The sequence below is a fragment of the Paenibacillus sp. DRB1-1 genome, assembly GCF_052119485.1.
Taxonomy (GTDB): Bacteria; Bacillota; Bacilli; order Paenibacillales; family Paenibacillaceae; genus Paenibacillus; species Paenibacillus polymyxa_B.
Genome location: NZ_JBODQH010000001.1, coordinates 3,277,249 through 3,296,038, shown reverse-complemented (window position 1 = coordinate 3,296,038; position 18,790 = coordinate 3,277,249). Strand labels below are relative to the sequence as shown.

20 protein-coding genes are annotated in these 18,790 nt (G+C 45.4%); all 20 read right to left on the bottom strand.

From position 1 onward, the window contains the following. Positions 1-23: 23 nt before the first annotated feature. Positions 24-377 (bottom strand): 50S ribosomal protein L24, encoded by a 354-nt coding sequence (rplX, locus tag ACQW03_RS14565; protein WP_013312155.1) that lies wholly within the window; start codon positions 375-377, stop codon positions 24-26. A 36-nt stretch (positions 378-413) separates the two neighbouring features. Further along, the gene (gene rplN, locus ACQW03_RS14560) at positions 414-782 is read right to left on the bottom strand and encodes a 50S ribosomal protein L14 (RefSeq protein ID WP_007432573.1); all 369 of its coding nucleotides are present in this window, start codon (positions 780-782) and stop codon (positions 414-416) included. A 34-nt stretch (positions 783-816) separates the two neighbouring features. Next, complete coding sequence (rpsQ, locus tag ACQW03_RS14555; RefSeq protein WP_007432574.1) at positions 817-1,080, bottom strand: 30S ribosomal protein S17; 264 nt, start codon at positions 1,078-1,080, stop codon at positions 817-819. Between the two features lie 50 nt (positions 1,081-1,130). After that, positions 1,131-1,328 (bottom strand): 50S ribosomal protein L29, encoded by a 198-nt coding sequence (gene rpmC, locus ACQW03_RS14550; protein ID WP_007432575.1) that lies wholly within the window; start codon positions 1,326-1,328, stop codon positions 1,131-1,133. Beyond that, a complete protein-coding gene (gene rplP / locus ACQW03_RS14545; RefSeq protein ID WP_007432576.1) occupies positions 1,318-1,752 on the bottom strand; it encodes a 50S ribosomal protein L16 in 435 nt (144 codons plus the stop codon). Before rplP ends, rpmC begins: the two co-directional genes overlap by 11 nt. Before the next feature lie 2 nt (positions 1,753-1,754). After that, the gene (rpsC, locus tag ACQW03_RS14540; protein WP_013312156.1) at positions 1,755-2,420 is read right to left on the bottom strand and encodes a 30S ribosomal protein S3; all 666 of its coding nucleotides are present in this window, start codon (positions 2,418-2,420) and stop codon (positions 1,755-1,757) included. 13 nt (positions 2,421-2,433) lie between these two features. Beyond that, positions 2,434-2,766, bottom strand: a complete 333-nt coding sequence (rplV, locus tag ACQW03_RS14535; RefSeq protein WP_013312157.1) for a 50S ribosomal protein L22 — start codon at positions 2,764-2,766, stop codon at positions 2,434-2,436. Positions 2,767-2,802: 36 nt separating this feature from the next. After that, the gene (gene rpsS, locus ACQW03_RS14530; RefSeq protein ID WP_007432579.1) at positions 2,803-3,081 is read right to left on the bottom strand and encodes a 30S ribosomal protein S19; all 279 of its coding nucleotides are present in this window, start codon (positions 3,079-3,081) and stop codon (positions 2,803-2,805) included. 72 nt (positions 3,082-3,153) lie between these two features. Beyond that, positions 3,154-3,984 carry a 50S ribosomal protein L2 gene (gene rplB / locus ACQW03_RS14525; protein ID WP_013312158.1) on the bottom strand — a complete coding sequence of 277 codons (831 nt, stop codon included), beginning with the start codon at positions 3,982-3,984 and terminating at the stop codon, positions 3,154-3,156. Between the two features lie 30 nt (positions 3,985-4,014). Next, positions 4,015-4,305, bottom strand: coding sequence for a 50S ribosomal protein L23 (gene rplW / locus ACQW03_RS14520; RefSeq protein ID WP_013312159.1), 291 nt, complete (start codon positions 4,303-4,305; stop codon positions 4,015-4,017). Further along, the gene (rplD, locus tag ACQW03_RS14515) at positions 4,305-4,928 is read right to left on the bottom strand and encodes a 50S ribosomal protein L4 (protein ID WP_013312160.1); all 624 of its coding nucleotides are present in this window, start codon (positions 4,926-4,928) and stop codon (positions 4,305-4,307) included. The genes rplW and rplD overlap by 1 nt, the downstream gene beginning before the upstream one ends. A 26-nt stretch (positions 4,929-4,954) precedes the next feature. Beyond that, the gene (gene rplC / locus ACQW03_RS14510) at positions 4,955-5,578 is read right to left on the bottom strand and encodes a 50S ribosomal protein L3 (RefSeq protein ID WP_013312161.1); all 624 of its coding nucleotides are present in this window, start codon (positions 5,576-5,578) and stop codon (positions 4,955-4,957) included. Between the two features lie 32 nt (positions 5,579-5,610). Next, the gene (rpsJ, locus tag ACQW03_RS14505) at positions 5,611-5,919 is read right to left on the bottom strand and encodes a 30S ribosomal protein S10 (protein WP_005544556.1); all 309 of its coding nucleotides are present in this window, start codon (positions 5,917-5,919) and stop codon (positions 5,611-5,613) included. A gap of 338 nt (positions 5,920-6,257) precedes the next feature. After that, a complete protein-coding gene (gene tuf / locus ACQW03_RS14500) occupies positions 6,258-7,448 on the bottom strand; it encodes an elongation factor Tu (RefSeq protein WP_028542619.1) in 1,191 nt (396 codons plus the stop codon). A gap of 94 nt (positions 7,449-7,542) precedes the next feature. Continuing rightward, positions 7,543-9,621 (bottom strand): elongation factor G, encoded by a 2,079-nt coding sequence (gene fusA, locus ACQW03_RS14495; protein WP_071643178.1) that lies wholly within the window; start codon positions 9,619-9,621, stop codon positions 7,543-7,545. A gap of 47 nt (positions 9,622-9,668) precedes the next feature. Beyond that, positions 9,669-10,139: a 30S ribosomal protein S7 gene (rpsG, locus tag ACQW03_RS14490; protein ID WP_007432586.1), complete on the bottom strand. Its 471-nt coding sequence runs from the start codon at positions 10,137-10,139 to the stop codon at positions 9,669-9,671. Positions 10,140-10,190: 51 nt separating this feature from the next. Next, a complete protein-coding gene (gene rpsL, locus ACQW03_RS14485; RefSeq protein ID WP_007432587.1) occupies positions 10,191-10,613 on the bottom strand; it encodes a 30S ribosomal protein S12 in 423 nt (140 codons plus the stop codon). 144 nt (positions 10,614-10,757) lie between these two features. After that, positions 10,758-11,009: a ribosomal L7Ae/L30e/S12e/Gadd45 family protein gene (locus tag ACQW03_RS14480; protein ID WP_007432588.1), complete on the bottom strand. Its 252-nt coding sequence runs from the start codon at positions 11,007-11,009 to the stop codon at positions 10,758-10,760. 216 nt (positions 11,010-11,225) lie between these two features. After that, positions 11,226-14,840 carry a DNA-directed RNA polymerase subunit beta' gene (rpoC, locus tag ACQW03_RS14475; protein WP_441950294.1) on the bottom strand — a complete coding sequence of 1,205 codons (3,615 nt, stop codon included), beginning with the start codon at positions 14,838-14,840 and terminating at the stop codon, positions 11,226-11,228. 140 nt (positions 14,841-14,980) lie between these two features. Next, entirely contained in the window at positions 14,981-18,526 is a 3,546-nt protein-coding gene (gene rpoB, locus ACQW03_RS14470) for a DNA-directed RNA polymerase subunit beta (protein WP_028542620.1), read from the bottom strand. Positions 18,527-18,790: the final 264 nt, after the last annotated feature.

The window sequence follows — 18,790 nt, the reverse complement described above, 5'->3', positions numbered from 1 at the left end:
TACCTCCTTTCTTCAAAAAATAATTAGTCGATCACTTCGCCAGAACGTTTTGCAATGCGCACTTTTTTTCCGTTGTCCAAAACTTTGTAACCAACACGGGTTACTTTTCCGCTCTTCGGATCAATGTGCATAACGTTGGAAACGTGAATCGGAGCTTCTTTCTCGATGATGCCGCCTTGTGGATTCAGCTGATTAGGCTTTTGGTGTTTTTTAATCATGTTAACACCTTCCACAAGCACACGGTTTTGACGAGGGTAAGCAGCGATAACGCGACCTTTTTTACCTTTATCTTTACCTGTAATCACCAGAACAGTGTCGTCTTTTTTGACGTGCAGCTTGTTGTTATGGGATTCCAGAACTTTTTTCACTTTTGGCATTTCGTACACCTCCTACGGGCACATTTTAAGGTGAGTTTAGATCACTTCCGGAGCCAAGGAAACGATTTTCATGAAGTCCTTGTCACGAAGTTCGCGAGCAACTGGTCCGAAAATACGAGTACCACGTGGGCTCTTGTCTTCTTTAACGACCACTGCTGCGTTCTCGTCAAATCCGATGTAGGAACCGTCTTTACGGCGGATAGAACGTTTAGTACGAACAACAACCGCTCTTACTACATCACCCTTTTTGACAACGCCGCCTGGTGTTGCTTGTTTTACGGAACAAACGATCAGGTCACCAATTTGAGCTGTACGACGTCCCGTACCACCGAGCACACGGATACACATCAGTTCCTTCGCGCCGGAATTGTCAGCTACAGTCAAACGTGTAAATGGTTGAATCATTTATTTATCCTCCTTTCGGAAAAACTACACTACATTAGATTATAACAGCTTTTTCAACGATTTCGACCAGTCTCCAGTTTTTGTCTTTGGACAAAGGGCGAGTTTCCATGATTTTAACAGTATCACCGATTTGTGCAGTGTTGTTTTCATCATGAGCTTTGAATTTCTTAGTTACTTTAATGCGTTTATGGTAGAGATCATGTTTTTTGTAAGTTTCTACAGCAATCACAATCGTTTTATCCATTTTGTCGCTGACTACTTTACCGACTAATACTTTACGGGCATTACGTTCGCTCATTGTTGGCCTCCTTCCTAATTACAGGCGGATTTCCCACCCGGTCTGATATCTTAGCTAATCCCAAGTTCTCTTTCACGGATCACAGTTTTAGCACGAGCAATTTCCTTACGCACAGCGCCGATCCGAGTCGGGTTATCAAGCTGACCGGTAGCGAGTTGAAAACGAAGGTTGAAAAGTTCTTCTTTAAAGCCGGAGATCTTTTGTTCGATTTCAGCAGTGGTTAGGTTGCGGAATTCACTAGCCTTCATTTGCTTCACCACCCAATTCTTCACGTTTCACAAACTTAGTTTTGATTGGCAGTTTGTGAGCGGCAAGACGCATTGCTTCACGAGCAATCTCTTCCGGAACACCAGCAAGTTCAAACATAATCTTGCCTGGTTTCACTACTGCAACCCATTTTTCTACGTTACCTTTACCACTACCCATACGAACCTCAAGAGGCTTCTGAGTAATTGGTTTGTCAGGGAAAATTTTAATCCAAACCTTACCACCACGTTTGATGTAACGAGTCATCGCAATACGAGCAGCTTCGATTTGACGGTTAGTAATCCATGCAGGTTCAGTAGCTTGCAAACCGTACTCACCAAAGTTCAGTGTAGTACCGCCTTTTGCACGACCCTTCATATGACCACGTTGTTGTTTACGATGTTTTACGCGTTTTGGTACCAACATGATTAGTTGCCTCCTTCCTGAGGAGCTTGTTTCTTAGCTGGAGGAAGAACCTCTCCACGATAGATCCATACTTTTACGCCAAGACGACCGTAAGTAGTATGAGCTTCCGCTGTACCATAGTCAATGTCAGCACGAAGTGTATGCAGTGGAACAGTTCCTTCGCTGTACCCTTCGGAACGAGCGATTTCGGCACCGCCAAGACGTCCGCCTACTTGAGTTTTAATTCCTTTTGCTCCGGAACGCATAGTTCTTTGAATCGCTTGTTTCAAAGCACGACGGAAAGAAACACGACGTTCCAATTGTTGTGCAATGCTTTCAGCAACCAGAATTGCGTCCAGTTCAGGATTTTTAATTTCAGAAATATTGATGTGTACCTTTTTACCGCCTGCGATTTTAGTAATTTCATTACGCAGATTTTCAACTTCGGAACCACCCTTACCGATAACCATACCTGGTTTCGCAGTGTGAATCGTTACGTTGACACGGTTAGCTGCTCTCTCGATTTCAACACGGGATACAGCGGAGTCTTTCAATCTTTTTTTCAGATGTTCACGAATTCTAACGTCTTCCAGCAAAAGATCACCGAAATCTTTGCCTGCATACCATTTGGATTCCCAATCACGGATAATACCGATTCGGAGTCCGACGGGATTTACCTTTTGGCCCACACGTTTTCCCTCCTTATTTTTCAGATACCACCAGAGTAATATGACTGGTGCGTTTGTTGATGCGGCTTGCACGACCCATTGCACGCGGGCGGAATCGTTTCATTGTAGGACCTTGGTTTACAAAAACCTGAGATACTACCAATTTATTTACGTCCAAAGAGTAGTTGTGATCTGCATTTGCAATCGCAGAATTCAACAATTTCTCAACGACTGGAGAAGCGGACTTTGGAGTGTGACGAAGAATTGCGATCGCCTCACCAACCTGCTTACCGCGAATCAAATCGATAACAAGTTTCACTTTGCGAGCAGAAATCCGTACGGACTTAGCATGTGCTTTTGCTTCCATTGAGTTTACCTCCTCTCAAACACTACGCTGTGTTGATTATCTTCTTGTTTTCTTATCGTCATCCGTATGGCCTTTGTACGTACGTGTTGGAGCAAATTCGCCCAATTTGTGTCCGACCATATCTTCCGTTACGTATACTGGCACGTGTTTACGGCCATCGTATACACCAAACGTATGTCCGATAAATTGCGGGAAAATCGTAGAGCGACGGGACCAAGTTTTGATTACCACTTTTTTGTCCGACTCGTTCAAAACCTCTACTTTTTTCAACAGGTAACCATCAATGAATGGTCCTTTTTTGAGACTGCGACCCATTTATGAATCCTCCCTTCGTTAAAACGTAGTCGTTCCTTAATATGTTAACGTGCGACTTAAGCGCACGTTTTATTACTTAGTACGACGACGAACGATGTACTTATCAGATGCTTTACCTTTTTTACGTGTCTTGTAACCAAGGGTTGGTTTACCCCATGGAGACATTGGAGATTTACGTCCGATTGGAGCGCGACCTTCACCACCACCGTGTGGGTGATCGTTAGGGTTCATTACAACACCGCGAACTTCAGGACGTTGTCCCAACCAGCGACTACGACCGGCTTTACCGATTTTCACCAGTTCGTGGTCTTCGTTACCTACAGAACCGATTGTAGCGCGGCAAACTTTCAGAATGCGGCGAACTTCACCAGAAGTCAAACGAATTGTAACATACTTTTCTTCTTTACCAAGAAGTTGGGCTTCCGTACCAGCAGCGCGAACAAGTTGGCCACCTTTACCCGGTTTCAATTCGATGTTGTGGATAACCGTACCTACTGGAATGTTTTCCAATGGCAAGGAGTTACCGATTTTGATATCGGAACCTGCACCGGATACCACTTCGTCTCCTACTTTCAGACCTTTAGGAGCGATGATGTAACGTTTTTCACCATCCACATAGTGGATAAGTGCGATGTTGGACGTACGGTTTGGATCATATTCGATCGTAGCAACGCGGCCCGGTATTCCATCTTTGTTACGTTTGAAGTCAATAATACGGTATTTACGTTTGTGTCCGCCGCCTTGATGACGAACTGTAATTTTACCTTGGTTATTGCGTCCAGCTTGCTTGCTCAGAGGTGCCAGCAACGATTTCTCGGGCTGATTAGTTGTAATCTCCTCGAAAGTAGATACAGACATAGCACGTCTGGCCGGGGACGTTGGTTTATACTTTTTAATTGGCACTGAGTTTCCCTCCTTACTTTACAGTTTCAATTATACCGTTTCAAAAAACTCAAGCGGCTTACTGTCTTTGCTCAGCGTTACGAACGCTTTCTTCCACTCGCTCGTATAGCCGGAATGACGTCCGTAGCGTTTTGGTTTTGCAGGAACACGAAGCGTATTTACGTTACTTACTTTCACGTTAAAAATGGCTTCGATTGCTTTTTTAACTTCGACTTTGTTAGAACGAATGTCAACCTCGAAAACGTATTTCAAGTCATTCATCATACCAGCCGTACGTTCGGTGATAACCGGACGTTTGATAATATCACGAGGATCCTTCATTACGCGAGCACCTCCTCTACCTTCTGAACTGCTTCCTTCGTAATGATCAGTTTGTCGTGTCCGAGCACATCAAGAACATTAATGCCGTCTGCGGCTACAAACTTCACACCAGGAATATTACGAGCGGACAGTGCTACATTATCATCATAGCTAGGAGCTACGATCAATGCTTTACGATCAGCTTTAAGGTTATTCAAAATGGCTGCGAATTCTTTCGTTTTAGGTCCGTTCAGTGTAAGAGCGTCCAATACGATAATTTCATTCTCAATCACTTTGGATGACAACGCCGATTTGATCGCCAGACGACGAACCTTTTTAGGCAATTTGTAAGCATAGCTGCGTGGAGTGGGACCGAATACAGTACCGCCACCAACCCATTGCGGCGCACGGATCGAACCTTGACGAGCGCGGCCAGTACCTTTTTGTTTCCAAGGTTTACGTCCGCCACCACGTACTTCAGAACGTCCTTTTACTTTGTGAGTACCTTGACGCAGGGAAGCCAATTGCATAACAACAGCGTCATGAAGAACGTGCTTATTCGGCTCGATACCGAACACTGCGTCATTCAATTCAATTTCACCAACTTGGCTGCCGCTAATATTAAATAGTGCTACTTTTGGCATTTCGTGTTCCTCCTTTCTTCAGTTGTTTATTTTTTCACCGTTTCTAATACTTTAACGAAGCTATTTTTAGGTCCTGGAATGGAACCTTTCACGAGCAACACATTACGTTCTGTATCGATCTTAACAACTTCAAGACGTTGGATCGTTACCGTTTCATGCCCCATGTGTCCTGGAAGGTGTTTACCTTTAGGAACGCGGTTAGCTTGAATGGAACCCATAGAACCTGGACCTCTGTGGTAACGCGAGCCGTGTGCCATTGGTCCGCGGCTTTGTCCCCAACGTTTGATAACGCCGGCAAAACCTTTACCTTTAGAAATACCTGTTACGTCAACGAACTCGCCTTCTGTGAAGACATCAGCCTTCAGTTCTTGGCCAACCTCGTACGCAGCAAGGTCGATGCCACGAAGTTCACGAACGTAGCGCTTAGGTGCAGTATTTGCTTTTTTCGCATGTCCTGCTTCAGGTTTGTTGGATCTTTTTTCTTTTTTATCAGAGAAACCGAGTTGGATAGCTTCGTATCCATCGTTTTCCAGATCTTTCTTTTGCAGAACAACACAAGGACCTGCTTCGATAACCGTAACAGCAAGTACGTTACCTTCAGGGGTAAACACTTGAGTCATTCCGAGTTTTTTTCCTAAGATACCTTTCATGTTGACACCTCATTTCTTTTCCTAATTACATATTACAATTTAATTTCGATATCTACACCGGACGGCAGGTCCAAGCGCATCAAGGCATCCACAGTTTGTGGAGTCGGGTTAACAATGTCGATCAAACGCTTGTGTGTGCGCATTTCGAACTGCTCCCGGGAATCCTTGTACTTGTGTACCGCACGGAGAATAGTAATGATTTGTTTTTCAGTTGGCAGCGGAATTGGCCCGGATACACCTGCGCCCGAACGTTTAGCTGTTTCAACAATTTTCTCAGCGGATTGATCAAGAATTCTATGATCGTAAGCTTTCAAACGAATACGAATTTTTTGCTTTGCCATTTTAGTCCCTCCTTCTATCGCCCAATTTGGTATCGGACATACTCCGTGAAAATTTTCCGACAGCCCTCCCATGGCAAAGGGGCCGGGTGTGTCAGTAACCTCTCACATCATCGCACAGTCACAAACAACATTAGTTATTATATCGAATAGTTCTGCCTATTGCAAGCAAAAACGAAAAAACAATGCATCTTATTTTCAAAAGATACAATTGCGATCGCAGCTCGCGATTTTCTCAAGAGAAAAGCCCCCGCACCAGGGCAGGGGCTCGTTTAGCTTCGTTCCAATACAATGTTACTCGTTCCAGTACACTGTTGCTCTATTTAAAGGCTAAAGCCTTCTTATTTGGAGATTGTTGCTACGGCACCAGCGCCAACTGTACGTCCGCCTTCACGAATAGAGAACTTAGTTCCTTCTTCGATAGCGATCGGGTTGATCAGTTGAACAGTAACCGTGATGTTGTCACCAGGCATTACCATTTCGGAACCTTCTGGCAAAGTAATGATACCAGTTACGTCAGTTGTACGGAAGTAGAACTGTGGACGGTAACCAGTGAAGAAAGGTTTGTGACGTCCACCCTCTTCTTTAGTCAAAACGTAGATTTGAGCAGAGAATTCTGTATGAGGTTTAACAGAACCTGGTTTAGCCAATACTTGGCCACGCTCGATTTGTGCACGATCTACACCACGAAGCAATGCGCCGATGTTATCGCCAGCTTGAGCAGAGTCAAGCAATTTACGGAACATTTCTACGCCTGTTACTACGGATTTACGGGATTCTTCTTGAATACCGATGATTTCGATTTCGTCGCCCACTTTAACTGTACCACGCTCTACACGGCCTGTAGCAACTGTACCACGACCAGTGATGGAGAATACGTCCTCGACAGGCATCAAGAAAGGCTTGTCAGTATCGCGTTCTGGAGTCGGGATGTAAGTGTCGATTGTTTCGAACATTTCAACGATTTTCTTAGCATAGTCGCCCTCTGGGTTTTGCAGAGCTTCACGAGCTGAACCGCGAATGATTGGAGTGTCGTCACCTGGGAAGTCATATTCGCTCAGCAAATCACGAACTTCCATTTCAACCAATTCCAGCAACTCTTCGTCTTCAACCATGTCGCATTTGTTCAGGAATACAACGATGTAAGGAACACCAACTTGGCGGGACAACAGGATGTGCTCGCGAGTTTGCGGCATTGGGCCGTCAGCTGCGGAAACAACCAGAATCGCTCCGTCCATTTGTGCAGCGCCAGTGATCATGTTTTTAACATAGTCGGCGTGACCTGGGCAGTCAACGTGTGCATAGTGACGGTTAGGTGTTTCATATTCCACGTGTGCAGTGGAGATTGTGATACCGCGTTCGCGCTCTTCTGGAGCTTTATCGATTTGATCGAATGCTACAGCAGCACCACCGTAAGTTTTGGACAATACAGTTGTGATTGCAGCAGTCAAAGTAGTTTTACCATGATCGACGTGACCAATAGTACCGATATTAACGTGCGGTTTGTTACGTTCAAACTTAGCCTTTGCCATTTGAACAATTCCTCCTCAATAACTTGTTTTATTTTAGGCTGCCGGATACCCTTTTGGTAAAACCTTAAGTGTACCGGTCAGCTGATACATTGTATTACTCGCCGCCTTTGGTTTTGGCAACGATCTCTTCAGCAATGCTCTTCGGCACTTCTTCATAATGAGAAAGTTCCATAGAGAACACGCCGCGTCCTTGTGTACCGGAACGAAGTGTAGTCGAGTATCCGAACATTTCGGACAAAGGCACCTTCGCACGAATGATTTGAGCTCCACTACGGGAATCCATACCTTCAATCCGACCACGACGGGAGTTCAACATACCCATTACGTCACCCATGTATTCCTCAGGAACCGTTACTTCAACTTTCATAATCGGCTCAAGCAATACTGGTTTACATTTGTCTTTCGCTGCTTTCAGCGCCATTGATCCGGCAATTTTAAATGCCATTTCATTGGAATCGACATCATGGTATGATCCGTCCACGATTGTAGCTTTAACGTCCACAAGCGGGAAGCCTGCGATAACGCCGTTTTTCATTTGTTCCTCAATACCAGCAAGAGCAGGAGCGATGTACTCTCTAGGAACAGAGCCGCCGACTACCTTACTTTCGAATTGACTACCAGTACCTGGCTCGAGTGGTTCGAACTCAACCCATACGTGACCATATTGACCACGACCACCGGACTGACGAACGAATTTACCTTCGACACGTGCTGGAGCACGGAACGTTTCACGGTAAGCAACCTGTGGTTTACCCACATTCGTTTCTACCTTGAACTCACGACGCATACGGTCAATGATGATGTCCAAGTGAAGCTCACCCATACCCGCCAAGATGGTTTGACCTGTTTCTTCGTTAGTATGAGCGCGAAGAGTTGGATCCTCTTCAGTCAACTTACCGAGAGCCACAGACATTTTATCTTGGTCAGCTTTGGTTTTAGGCTCAACCGCGATTTCGATAACCGGATCAGGGAAGTTCATGGACTCGAGAATAACAGGATTCTTCTCATCACACAGTGTATCACCTGTACCTGTATCTTTCAAACCTACGGCAGCCGCAATATCACCAGAGTAAACTACAGTGATTTCTTGACGACTGTTCGCATGCATTTGAAGAATACGTCCGATACGTTCGCGTTTACCCTTTGTTGCATTCAATACGTAAGAACCGGATTGAAGAACACCGGAGTATACGCGGAAAAATGTCAACTTACCAACGTAAGGGTCCGTCATGATTTTGAAGGCCAAAGCGGAGAATGGCTCTTCATCGGAAGAGTGACGTTCAACTTCCGTACCGTCTTCCAAATGCCCTTGAATACTTGGCACGTCAGTAGGAGCCGGCAAATAGTCGAGAACAGCATCCAACATCAGCTGAACACCTTTATTGCGGTAAGAAGATCCACAGATAACTGGGAAGATTTTAACTTCTACAACACCTTTACGGAGAGCGGCTTTAATTTCGGCAACCGAAATTTCTTCGCCTTCCAGGTATTTCATTGTCAATTCTTCGTCCAGTTCAGCAACCTTCTCGATCAATTCATTACGGAGTTCTTCAACCTGATCTTTGAATTCCGCAGGAATTTCTACTTCTTCGATATCTTGACCAAGATCATCTTTGTACATATGAGCTTTTTGTTCAACGATATCGATAATACCAGTAAAATCATTTTCTGCGCCGATTGGCAATTGAATCGCAACTGCGTTCGCTTGAAGGCGATCACGCATGTCGGAGACAACATTCAAGAAGTCGGCACCAATGATATCCATTTTGTTTACATATGCGATCCGTGGAACGCCGTAGCGATCAGCCTGTCTCCATACGGTTTCAGACTGAGGCTCAACGCCTTCTTTCGCACTGAAAACACCAACTGCTCCGTCCAATACACGAAGGGAACGTTCAACTTCAACAGTGAAGTCAACGTGCCCCGGGGTGTCGATGATATTGACGCGGTGACCTTTCCAGGCAGCGGTCGTCGCAGCGGAAGTAATCGTGATTCCGCGCTCTTGTTCTTGTTCCATCCAGTCCATTGTCGCAGCGCCTTCGTGAACTTCACCGATTTTGTGCGTACGGCCTGTGTAGAACAAGATCCGCTCTGTTGTTGTGGTTTTACCCGCGTCAATATGAGCCATGATCCCGATATTACGTGTATTTTTCAAGGAGAACTCTCTTGCCATGAAATGGGTCTCCCTTCAAAATTGAAGTTATTTTTTTGAGCTGAATCCTACCAACGATAGTGAGCAAACGCTTTGTTCGCTTCAGCCATTTTGTGCGTGTCTTCACGTTTTTTCACGGAAGCGCCTGTGTTGTTGGAAGCATCGATAATTTCAGCCGCCAAACGCTCTTCCATGGTTTTCTCACCGCGGTTGCGGGAGTAGTTTACGAGCCAACGTAATCCCAGGGACGTACGTCTTTCTGGTTTCACCTCGATTGGTACTTGGTAGTTGGCACCGCCGACACGGCGTGCTTTAACTTCCAGGACTGGCATGATATTCTTGATAGCTGCTTCAAAAACTTCCATCGGGTCATTCCCCGTACGTTCTTGGATAAGCTTGAACGCATTGTACAGAATGCTTTGAGCAACGCCTCGTTTTCCGTCGAGCATGATGCGGTTGATCAAGCGGGTAACCAACTTGCTGTTGTATACCGGATCTGGCAACACGTCTCTTTTGGTAACTGGACCTTTGCGTGGCATGGATATCCCCCTTTCTTACATGTTAAACCGACATACGCGGTTTATATCTCATTAGGATTTTTTAGCTTTAGGGCGTTTTGCGCCGTATTTGGAACGAGCTTGCATGCGGTTGTTTACGCCTGCAGTATCCAAAGCACCGCGAACGATATGGTAACGTACACCCGGAAGGTCTTTTACACGACCGCCGCGAATCAGCACTACGCTGTGTTCTTGAAGGTTATGTCCAATACCTGGAATGTAAGCAGTCACCTCTACACGGTTCGTCAAGCGAACACGAGCATATTTACGAAGTGCGGAGTTTGGTTTTTTCGGAGTCATAGTACCTACACGAGTGCACACTCCGCGTTTTTGCGGGGCACTGATGTCGGTAGCTTCACGTTTCAAGGCATTAAAACCTTTTTGCAAAGCCGGTGATTTCGATTTCTCGATTTTGGCTTGACGTCCTTTACGAACCAGTTGGTTAATAGTTGGCATGTTGGTTGCCACCCCCTTCCTCAATTTTTGCTGTTACTTTACAAACCTTATCTAAGCCCACAGACCCAGGCGGTTCATAAAAGAACAAATGAAAAGTCTTTGCCGCCAAGAATAACAATTCCTTAGACAAAAACGTTCCTTACCCTATTGTTTTACGATAGCAGCCATTGCGGCTCCCACTTCAATCCCACATGCAGCTCCGAGATTTTTCATTGTGTCTACGAGAGTCACTTTGACTCCTTGCTTGTTGCACAAAGCAATGATGTTGGAAGTGAGACGCTGATCTGCGTCTTCTGCCACATATACTTCTGAGGCAAAGCCCAATTCTACCATACGAATGGTTTGTTTGGTACCGATTTTGACATGAGCATCTTGCAGTCCCTGTTCTTTAGACATATCTCATTCCTCCGAAAAGACCCAATAGCATATAGGCTGCTCACGCACCTTTGCTATATTAGCATTGACTATAAGTAATGTCAAGACAATTATAAACTATAATTCATTTAAACAGAATAGTACGATTCTTTTTTGAAAAACACCGGAGCACCGTCTGCTGTAGCTTTTATGCAAAGCTTATGTCTACGGTGTTCCGGCAATCATACTATTTTTATATTACTCGGCCGAAATAGGTTCGAGCTCCTCAGATGGAGACTCTCCCTCTTCCGGTTGGGCAAATTTCACACTACGGTAACGGTTCATACCTGTTCCCGCAGGAATCAATTTACCAATAATTACGTTCTCCTTCAGTCCAAGCAACTGATCGACCTTGCCTTTAATAGCTGCATCAGTCAGGACACGAGTAGTTTCCTGGAAGGATGCTGCTGACAAGAAGGAGTCAGTTTCCAGAGAGGCCTTGGTAATACCGAGCAGTACCGGCTTAGCTACCGCTGGTTCCTGACCGCTGAGAATCGCTATCTTGTTTGCATTTTCATACTCATGGACATCAACAAAGGAGCCTGGAAGTAAGATCGTGTCACCCGCATCAATGATACGGATTTTACGCAACATTTGACGAATCATAACTTCTACGTGCTTGTCGTTGATTTCCACGCCCTGGTTCCGGTATACGCGTTGAACTTCCTGAAGGATATAGTTCTGTACCCCGCGAATACCTTTAATACGCAGCATTTCTTTAGGATCAATTGAACCATCCGTCAGTTCGTCCCCAGCTTCAACAGTCATACCTTCGCTTACGCGCAGGCGGGAACCATACGTTACTGAATATGTTTTCGTTTCGGCTTCACCCTGAATGTCAATCTCACGGCGGTCTTTACCTTCACGAACTTCTTTAACTGTACCGTCAATTTCACTAATAGTTGCCTGACCTTTAGGATTACGTGCTTCAAAAAGCTCCTGGATACGAGGCAAACCTTGTGTAATATCGTCACCCGCTACGCCGCCTGTGTGGAACGTACGCATAGTAAGCTGTGTTCCTGGCTCACCAATGGATTGTGCAGCGATAATACCAACTGCTTCACCAATCTCAACGTGTTTACCAGTAGCCAGATTGCGACCGTAGCATTTCTTGCAGACGCCATGTTTAGCACGGCAACTTAGTACAGAACGAATCTGAACTTTGTGTACACCGGCTTTAACAATCGCTTCAGCTTTGTCGGAGTCAATCAGTTCGTTACGTCTAGCCAAAATCTCGCCAGTCTCAGGATGACGTACCGTTTCAAAGCAATAGCGACCTTCCAGACGGTCATAGAGATCCTCAATCACTTCTTTACCGTCCTGGATACGACTTACTGTGAAGCCTTTATCCGTTCCGCAGTCTTCTTCGCGCACGATAACATCCTGTGCCACATCTACGAGACGACGAGTCAGGTAACCGGAGTCAGCCGTACGGAGGGCTGTATCCGCCAAACCTTTACGCGCTCCGTGAGTGGAGATGAAGTACTCGAGTACTGTCAGACCTTCACGGAAATTTGATTTGATTGGGAGTTCGATAATACGTCCGGATGGATTGGCCATCAGACCACGCATACCGCCGAGCTGAGTAATCTGTGATTTGTTACCCCGCGCTTTGGAGTCCACCATCATCATGATAGAGTTGTAGCGATCCATGGACTTCATCAATACTTCGGTAATATCATCTTTTGCTTTAGACCAAATGTCGATAATCCGGTCATAGCGTTCTTCATTCGTAATCAGACCACGACGATACTGATTCGTCACAACTTGCGCTTTGTCCTCAGATCCCTTAAGAATCTCTTGTTTTTCCACCGGCACGATTACGTCCGATACAGCAACGGTTACCCCTGCACGAGTGGAATACGTAAAGCCAAGCTGCTTGATTTTATCCAGAATTACAGCTGTTTCTGTTGTATGGTAAGTCTCAAAACAACGGGCAATGATATTACCAAGGTAATCCTTGCCTACCCCGTTAGCTTGCGGAGCGTTTTGAATGGCTTCTGTAAGATTTACACCCTTCTCGTAAACAAAGAACTCCTCCGCAGTACCATAAAGCAAGTTCGCACGGGTCGCATCATTGATGTACGGGAAGCTTGCCGGGAAAATTTCATTAAAGATAATTTTACCAACCGTTGTGATCAACATCGCTTCCTGTTGTTTTTCCGTAAAGCTCGTTTTATTCAAAGCTTTAACCGGAATAGCTACACGAGCATGAAGGCCAGCTGTACCGCGTTGGTAGGCCGATATAGCTTCATTCATGTTGCGAAGGATCATATTGCTTCCTTCTTCTTCTTTGTTATCCATAGTCAGATAGAAAGAACCAAGAACCATATCCTGAGAAGGTGTAACAACTGGCTTGCCGTCTTTCGGATTCAAAATGTTGCCGGATGCTAGCATAAGCAAACGAGCTTCAGCTTGAGCTTCCGCAGACAACGGAACGTGAACAGCCATTTGGTCACCGTCAAAGTCGGCATTATATGCAGTACATACGAGCGGATGCAGACGAATCGCACGACCCTCAACCAAAATCGGTTCGAACGCCTGGATACCGAGTCTATGCAACGTAGGGGCACGGTTCAAAAGAACTGGATGCTCCTTGATTACTTCTTCCAGCACATCCCATACTTCTGCACTCACACGTTCTACTTTACGCTTCGCGCTCTTGATATTGTGCGCCAAACCTTTGTTCACTAGTTCTTTCATAACAAAAGGTTTGAACAGTTCAAGTGCCATTTCTTTCGGCAAACCGCATTGATACATTTTCAAGTACGGACCTACAACGATAACGGAACGACCAGAGTAGTCAACACGTTTTCCGAGCAAGTTCTGACGGAAACGTCCTTGTTTACCTTTCAGCATGTGGCTGAGGGATTTCAAAGGACGGTTACCTGGACCTGTAACAGGACGACCACGACGACCATTATCAATCAAGGCGTCAACAGCTTCCTGCAACATCCGTTTTTCATTTTGTACGATAATATCTGGCGCACCTAAATCTAACAGACGTTTCAGACGGTTATTACGGTTAATAACACGACGATACAAGTCGTTAAGGTCAGAGGTAGCAAAACGACCACCATCCAACTGTACCATTGGACGAAGCTCAGGAGGAATAACAGGAAGTACGTCCATGATCATCCAATCCGGTTGGTTGCCGGAGTTACGGAATGCCTCAATAACTTCAAGGCGTTTGATTGCACGGTTACGACGTTGTCCTTGAGCTGTACGCAGCTCTTCTTTCAAGAATTCCAACTCTTTGTCTATGTCCAAATCTTGAAGAAGCTTTTTAACCGCTTCAGCACCCATACCTGCCTGGAAGCCATAGCCGTATTTCTCACGATAGCTACGGTATTCTTTCTCGGACAGGAGTTGCTTTTTCTCCAAAGGCGTATCTCCTGGATCGGTTACAACATAAGATGCGAAGTAAATGATCTCTTCCAGAGATCTTGGAGACATATCAAGAGCAAGACCCATACGACTTGGAATGCCTTTAAAGTACCAAATGTGCGATACGGGAGCAGCCAACTCAATATGGCCCATACGCTCACGGCGAACCTTAGCGCGAGTAACTTCTACTCCACAACGGTCACAGACAACACCTTTATAGCGTACACGTTTGTACTTACCGCAATGACATTCCCAGTCTTTCGTAGGTCCGAAAATTTTCTCGCAAAATAGTCCTTCTTTTTCCGGTTTAAGCGTACGATAGTTAATCGTCTCCGGTTTTTTGACTTCTCCGCGGGACCAAGAACGAATCTTTTCGGGGGAAGCAAGCCCGATTTTCATATATTCGAAATTGTTAACGTCCAACAAGGAGCAACCCTCCTTAACCAAATCCTGAGTTTTTAGGTTTGATACCGCCCAGCAGCACCGGGCGGTATCAAGAAACCTGATCCATTCTAGAATGGATCAAGGTATATAACAAAGCTGATATGAGTCAGTCAGCAGTCAAACTACTCTACGCCAACCTCAGAGCCTTCCAGATTCAAACTCAGCTTATCGCCGGTTGTGTCATCCTCATCATCAAGCTCTCTCATTTCGATCTCTTGTTCGTCTTCAGACAGAATCTTCACGTCCATACCCAAGCTTTGCAGCTCTTTGATCAGGACCTTAAATGATTCTGGAACACCCGGTTCAGGTACATTTTCACCTTTGACAATGGATTCGTAAGTTTTAACACGCCCAACCACATCATCGGATTTCACAGTCAAAATTTCCTGAAGCGTGTACGCCGCGCCGTAGGCTTCCAATGCCCATACTTCCATCTCCCCGAAACGCTGTCCACCGAATTGAGCTTTACCACCCAATGGTTGTTGCGTAACGAGAGAGTAAGGACCTGTAGAACGAGCATGGATTTTATCATCGACCATGTGCGCCAGTTTGATCATGTGCATGACACCGACAGTAACTTCACGTTCAAAACGATCACCCGTACGTCCGTCATACAACACAGTCTTACCATTACGCTGCATGCCTGCCTCTTCCATTGTATCGAATACGTCATACTCCTTGGCACCATCGAATACTGGAGTTGCCACATGAATACCAAGACGCATTGCAGCCATACCCAAATGGACTTCAAGCACCTGTCCGATGTTCATCCGTGAAGGTACGCCCAGCGGGTTCAGAACGACCTGTACTGGTGTGCCATCCGGCAGGAACGGCATATCTTCTTCAGGCAAAATACGAGCAACGACACCCTTGTTACCGTGACGTCCAGCCATTTTATCGCCTTCGGAGATTTTACGTTTTTGAGCAATATATACACGAACCAACTGATTTACACCTGGTGGCAGTTCATCACCATTTTCACGTGTAAACACCTTAACATCTACAACAATCCCGTCTGTTCCGTGAGGAACTCTCAAAGAAGTATCGCGAACCTCGCGTGCCTTCTCACCAAAGATTGCGTGTAAGAGACGTTCTTCAGCTGTCAATTCAGTCACACCTTTAGGTGTTACTTTACCAACGAGAATGTCACCTGCGCCGATTTCGGCACCAATACGAATGATTCCACGCTCATCCAAGTTGCGAAGCGCTTCTTCACCGACATTTGGAATGTCGCGAGTGATTTCTTCAGGTCCAAGCTTCGTGTCACGAGCCTCGGATTCGTATTCCTCAATATGGATCGAGGTGTATACATCTTCCTTAACCAGTTTCTCACTCAGCAGGATTGCATCCTCGTAGTTGTAACCTTCCCAAGTCATGAAGGCAACGACAACGTTACGTCCCAACGCCAACTCACCCATCTCTGTAGATGGACCATCCGCAAGAATATCGCCAACTTTGACAATATCTCCTCTGTTCACAATCGGACGTTGGTTGATGCAAGTTCCTTGGTTAGATCGCATAAATTTGTGTAATTTATACTTAACAATGTCGCCCTTTACTTCAGCGCCATCTACAGTTTCGATACGACGCAACCAAATTTCGTTGGCCGAAGAACGTTCGATAACTCCGTTGTATTTGGATACAACGCAAACACCAGAATCTTTTGCAGACTTGTGCTCCATTCCTGTTCCGACCAATGGAGACTTCGGAATCAGAAGTGGGACAGCCTGACGCTGCATGTTGGAACCCATCAATGCGCGGTTAGAGTCATCATTCTCCAGAAACGGAATCAATGCAGTCGCGACCGATACGACCTGTTTAGGCGATACGTCCATGTAATCGACACGGCTACTAGCCATCGGAATAATGTTATCAGACTGTTTGTTATAACGGACAATGACGACCTCATCCTTAAAGGTGTTTTCCTCCGTCAATTCCGCATTCGCCTGAGCTACGATGTAGTTATCTTCTTCATCAGCAGTCAGGTAATCAATCTGCTCTGTAACTTTTCCGGTTTTTGGATCTACCCAACGATAAGGTGCTTCGATAAATCCGTACTCGTTGATGCGTGCAAAAGTGGACAAAGAGTTGATCAAACCAATGTTTGGTCCCTCTGGTGTCTCGATAGGACACATGCGGCCGTAGTGACTCGGATGGACGTCACGTACTTCCATACCCGCGCGTTCGCGCGTCAAACCGCCGGGTCCGAGTGCAGACAGACGACGTTTGTGCGTTAATTCAGCAAGCGGATTCGTCTGATCCATGAACTGGGACAGCTGCGAGCTACCAAAGAACTCTTTAATCGAAGCAATTACCGGACGTATGTTAATCAGCGCTTGTGGCGTAATTACATTAGCATCCTGAATCGACATTCTTTCACGCACTACACGTTCCATACGGGACAAACCAATACGGAACTGGTTTTGGAGCAACTCACCTACAGAACGTAAACGACGGTTACCCAAATGGTCAATATCGTCCGTACTTCCGATTCCGTGAAGCAAGTTAATAAAATAACTGATGGAGGAAATAATATCGGCAGGCGTAATATTCTTAACCGATTTATCAATATTTCCGTTAGCAATCAGTTTTACTACTTTACCATCCTCAATTGGTGAGAATACATCGATCGTTTGAAGTGGAATATCATTGCTTTCTAGCACACCACTCGCAACATGATACGTACGATGTCCTACTGATTCCTCCAGTTGGGCCAAAATCTCGTCCAACAGGCGGCGATCTACCATTTGTCCGGCTTCAGCGATGATTTCACCAGTTGTTGTATCAATCAAAGTCTCAGCAAGTCGTTGATTGAACAGACGATTTTTGATGTGAAGCTTTTTATTGATTTTGTAACGGCCTACGTTGGCCAGATCATAACGTTTTGGATCAAAGAAGCGCGCAACCAGCAAGCTCTTTGCGTTATCCAGTGTAGGCGGCTCACCCGGACGAAGACGCTCATAAATTTCAATCAGCGCTTTCTCGGTGGAATCCGTGTTGTCTTTATCAAGTGTGTTGCGGATATATTCGTCATTGCCGAGCAAATCCAGAATCTCAGCATCAGTGCCAAAGCCCAGCGCACGCAGCAACACCGTAACCGGAATTTTACGGGTACGGTCAATCCGGACATAGATAATATCCTTCGCATCCATCTCCAGTTCGAGCCAAGCCCCCCGGTTAGGAATTACCGTTGCGGTGTATGTTGTTTTCGCATTCTTGTCGACTTTTGTGCTGAAATAGACGCTGGGAGAGCGAACCAACTGGCTGACAATAACCCGTTCCGCACCGTTAATAATAAACGTACCCGTTTCAGTCATCAGCGGGAAGTCTCCCATGAATACTTCCTGCTCTTTCACTTCCCCGGTTTCTTTATTAATAAGCCGGACTTTTACCCGAAGCGGTGCTGCATACGTAACGTCGCGTTCCTTTGCGTCGTCAACGGTATATTTGGGTTCTCCGAGAGAATAGTCGATAAACTCCAGAATCAGGTTTCCAGTGAAATCCTGAATTGGCGAAATATCCCGAAACATTTCCCGTAATCCTTCCTCCAAAAACCAATCATAGGATTTTTGTTGGATCTCAATCAGGTTCGGAACCTCGAGTACCTCATTAATACGTGCATAACTGCGCCGAGTGCGTCGACCATATTGAACAAGATGTCCTGCCAACTTAAACTCACCCCTCATGTCTACTCACTTTAAAAATACATTGCGAACCTCTGTTTGTGACCTTATAATAAGACACATACAGAAGATTCAATCTTACAAATACAGAAAAGCCCTTACTCGAATGCATTCGAAAAAAGAGCAACGTATCTGCAGAATCCTCTTACCGGAAGATCTTCATCACTTGTAGATTTGCCCAAAATGGTTGTATTATACGTAATAGAGATAAATACTATACCTACTACGCATAAATCTATTGACATTTCA

What these genes read in the sequence shown, in the direction of transcription:
- rplX (WP_013312155.1), bottom strand. Translation starts at nt 377, where the DNA reads ATGCCAAAAGTGAAAAAAGTTCTGGAATCCCATAACAACAAGCTGCAC.
- rplN (WP_007432573.1), bottom strand. Translation starts at nt 782, where the DNA reads ATGATTCAACCATTTACACGTTTGACTGTAGCTGACAATTCCGGCGCG.
- rpsQ (WP_007432574.1), bottom strand. Translation starts at nt 1,080, where the DNA reads ATGAGCGAACGTAATGCCCGTAAAGTATTAGTCGGTAAAGTAGTCAGC.
- rpmC (WP_007432575.1), bottom strand. Translation starts at nt 1,328, where the DNA reads ATGAAGGCTAGTGAATTCCGCAACCTAACCACTGCTGAAATCGAACAA.
- rplP (WP_007432576.1), bottom strand. Translation starts at nt 1,752, where the DNA reads ATGTTGGTACCAAAACGCGTAAAACATCGTAAACAACAACGTGGTCAT.
- rplV (WP_013312157.1), bottom strand. Translation starts at nt 2,766, where the DNA reads ATGGAAGCAAAAGCACATGCTAAGTCCGTACGGATTTCTGCTCGCAAA.
- rpsS (WP_007432579.1), bottom strand. Translation starts at nt 3,081, where the DNA reads ATGGGTCGCAGTCTCAAAAAAGGACCATTCATTGATGGTTACCTGTTG.
- rplW (WP_013312159.1), bottom strand. Translation starts at nt 4,305, where the DNA reads ATGAAGGATCCTCGTGATATTATCAAACGTCCGGTTATCACCGAACGT.
- rplD (WP_013312160.1), bottom strand. Translation starts at nt 4,928, where the DNA reads ATGCCAAAAGTAGCACTATTTAATATTAGCGGCAGCCAAGTTGGTGAA.
- rplC (WP_013312161.1), bottom strand. Translation starts at nt 5,578, where the DNA reads ATGAAAGGTATCTTAGGAAAAAAACTCGGAATGACTCAAGTGTTTACC.
- rpsJ (WP_005544556.1), bottom strand. Translation starts at nt 5,919, where the DNA reads ATGGCAAAGCAAAAAATTCGTATTCGTTTGAAAGCTTACGATCATAGA.
- tuf (WP_028542619.1), bottom strand. Translation starts at nt 7,448, where the DNA reads ATGGCAAAGGCTAAGTTTGAACGTAACAAACCGCACGTTAATATCGGT.
- fusA (WP_071643178.1), bottom strand. Translation starts at nt 9,621, where the DNA reads ATGGCAAGAGAGTTCTCCTTGAAAAATACACGTAATATCGGGATCATG.
- rpsG (WP_007432586.1), bottom strand. Translation starts at nt 10,139, where the DNA reads ATGCCACGCAAAGGTCCAGTTACCAAAAGAGACGTGTTGCCAGATCCG.
- rpsL (WP_007432587.1), bottom strand. Translation starts at nt 10,613, where the DNA reads ATGCCAACTATTAACCAACTGGTTCGTAAAGGACGTCAAGCCAAAATC.
- ACQW03_RS14480 (WP_007432588.1), bottom strand. Translation starts at nt 11,009, where the DNA reads ATGTCTAAAGAACAGGGACTGCAAGATGCTCATGTCAAAATCGGTACC.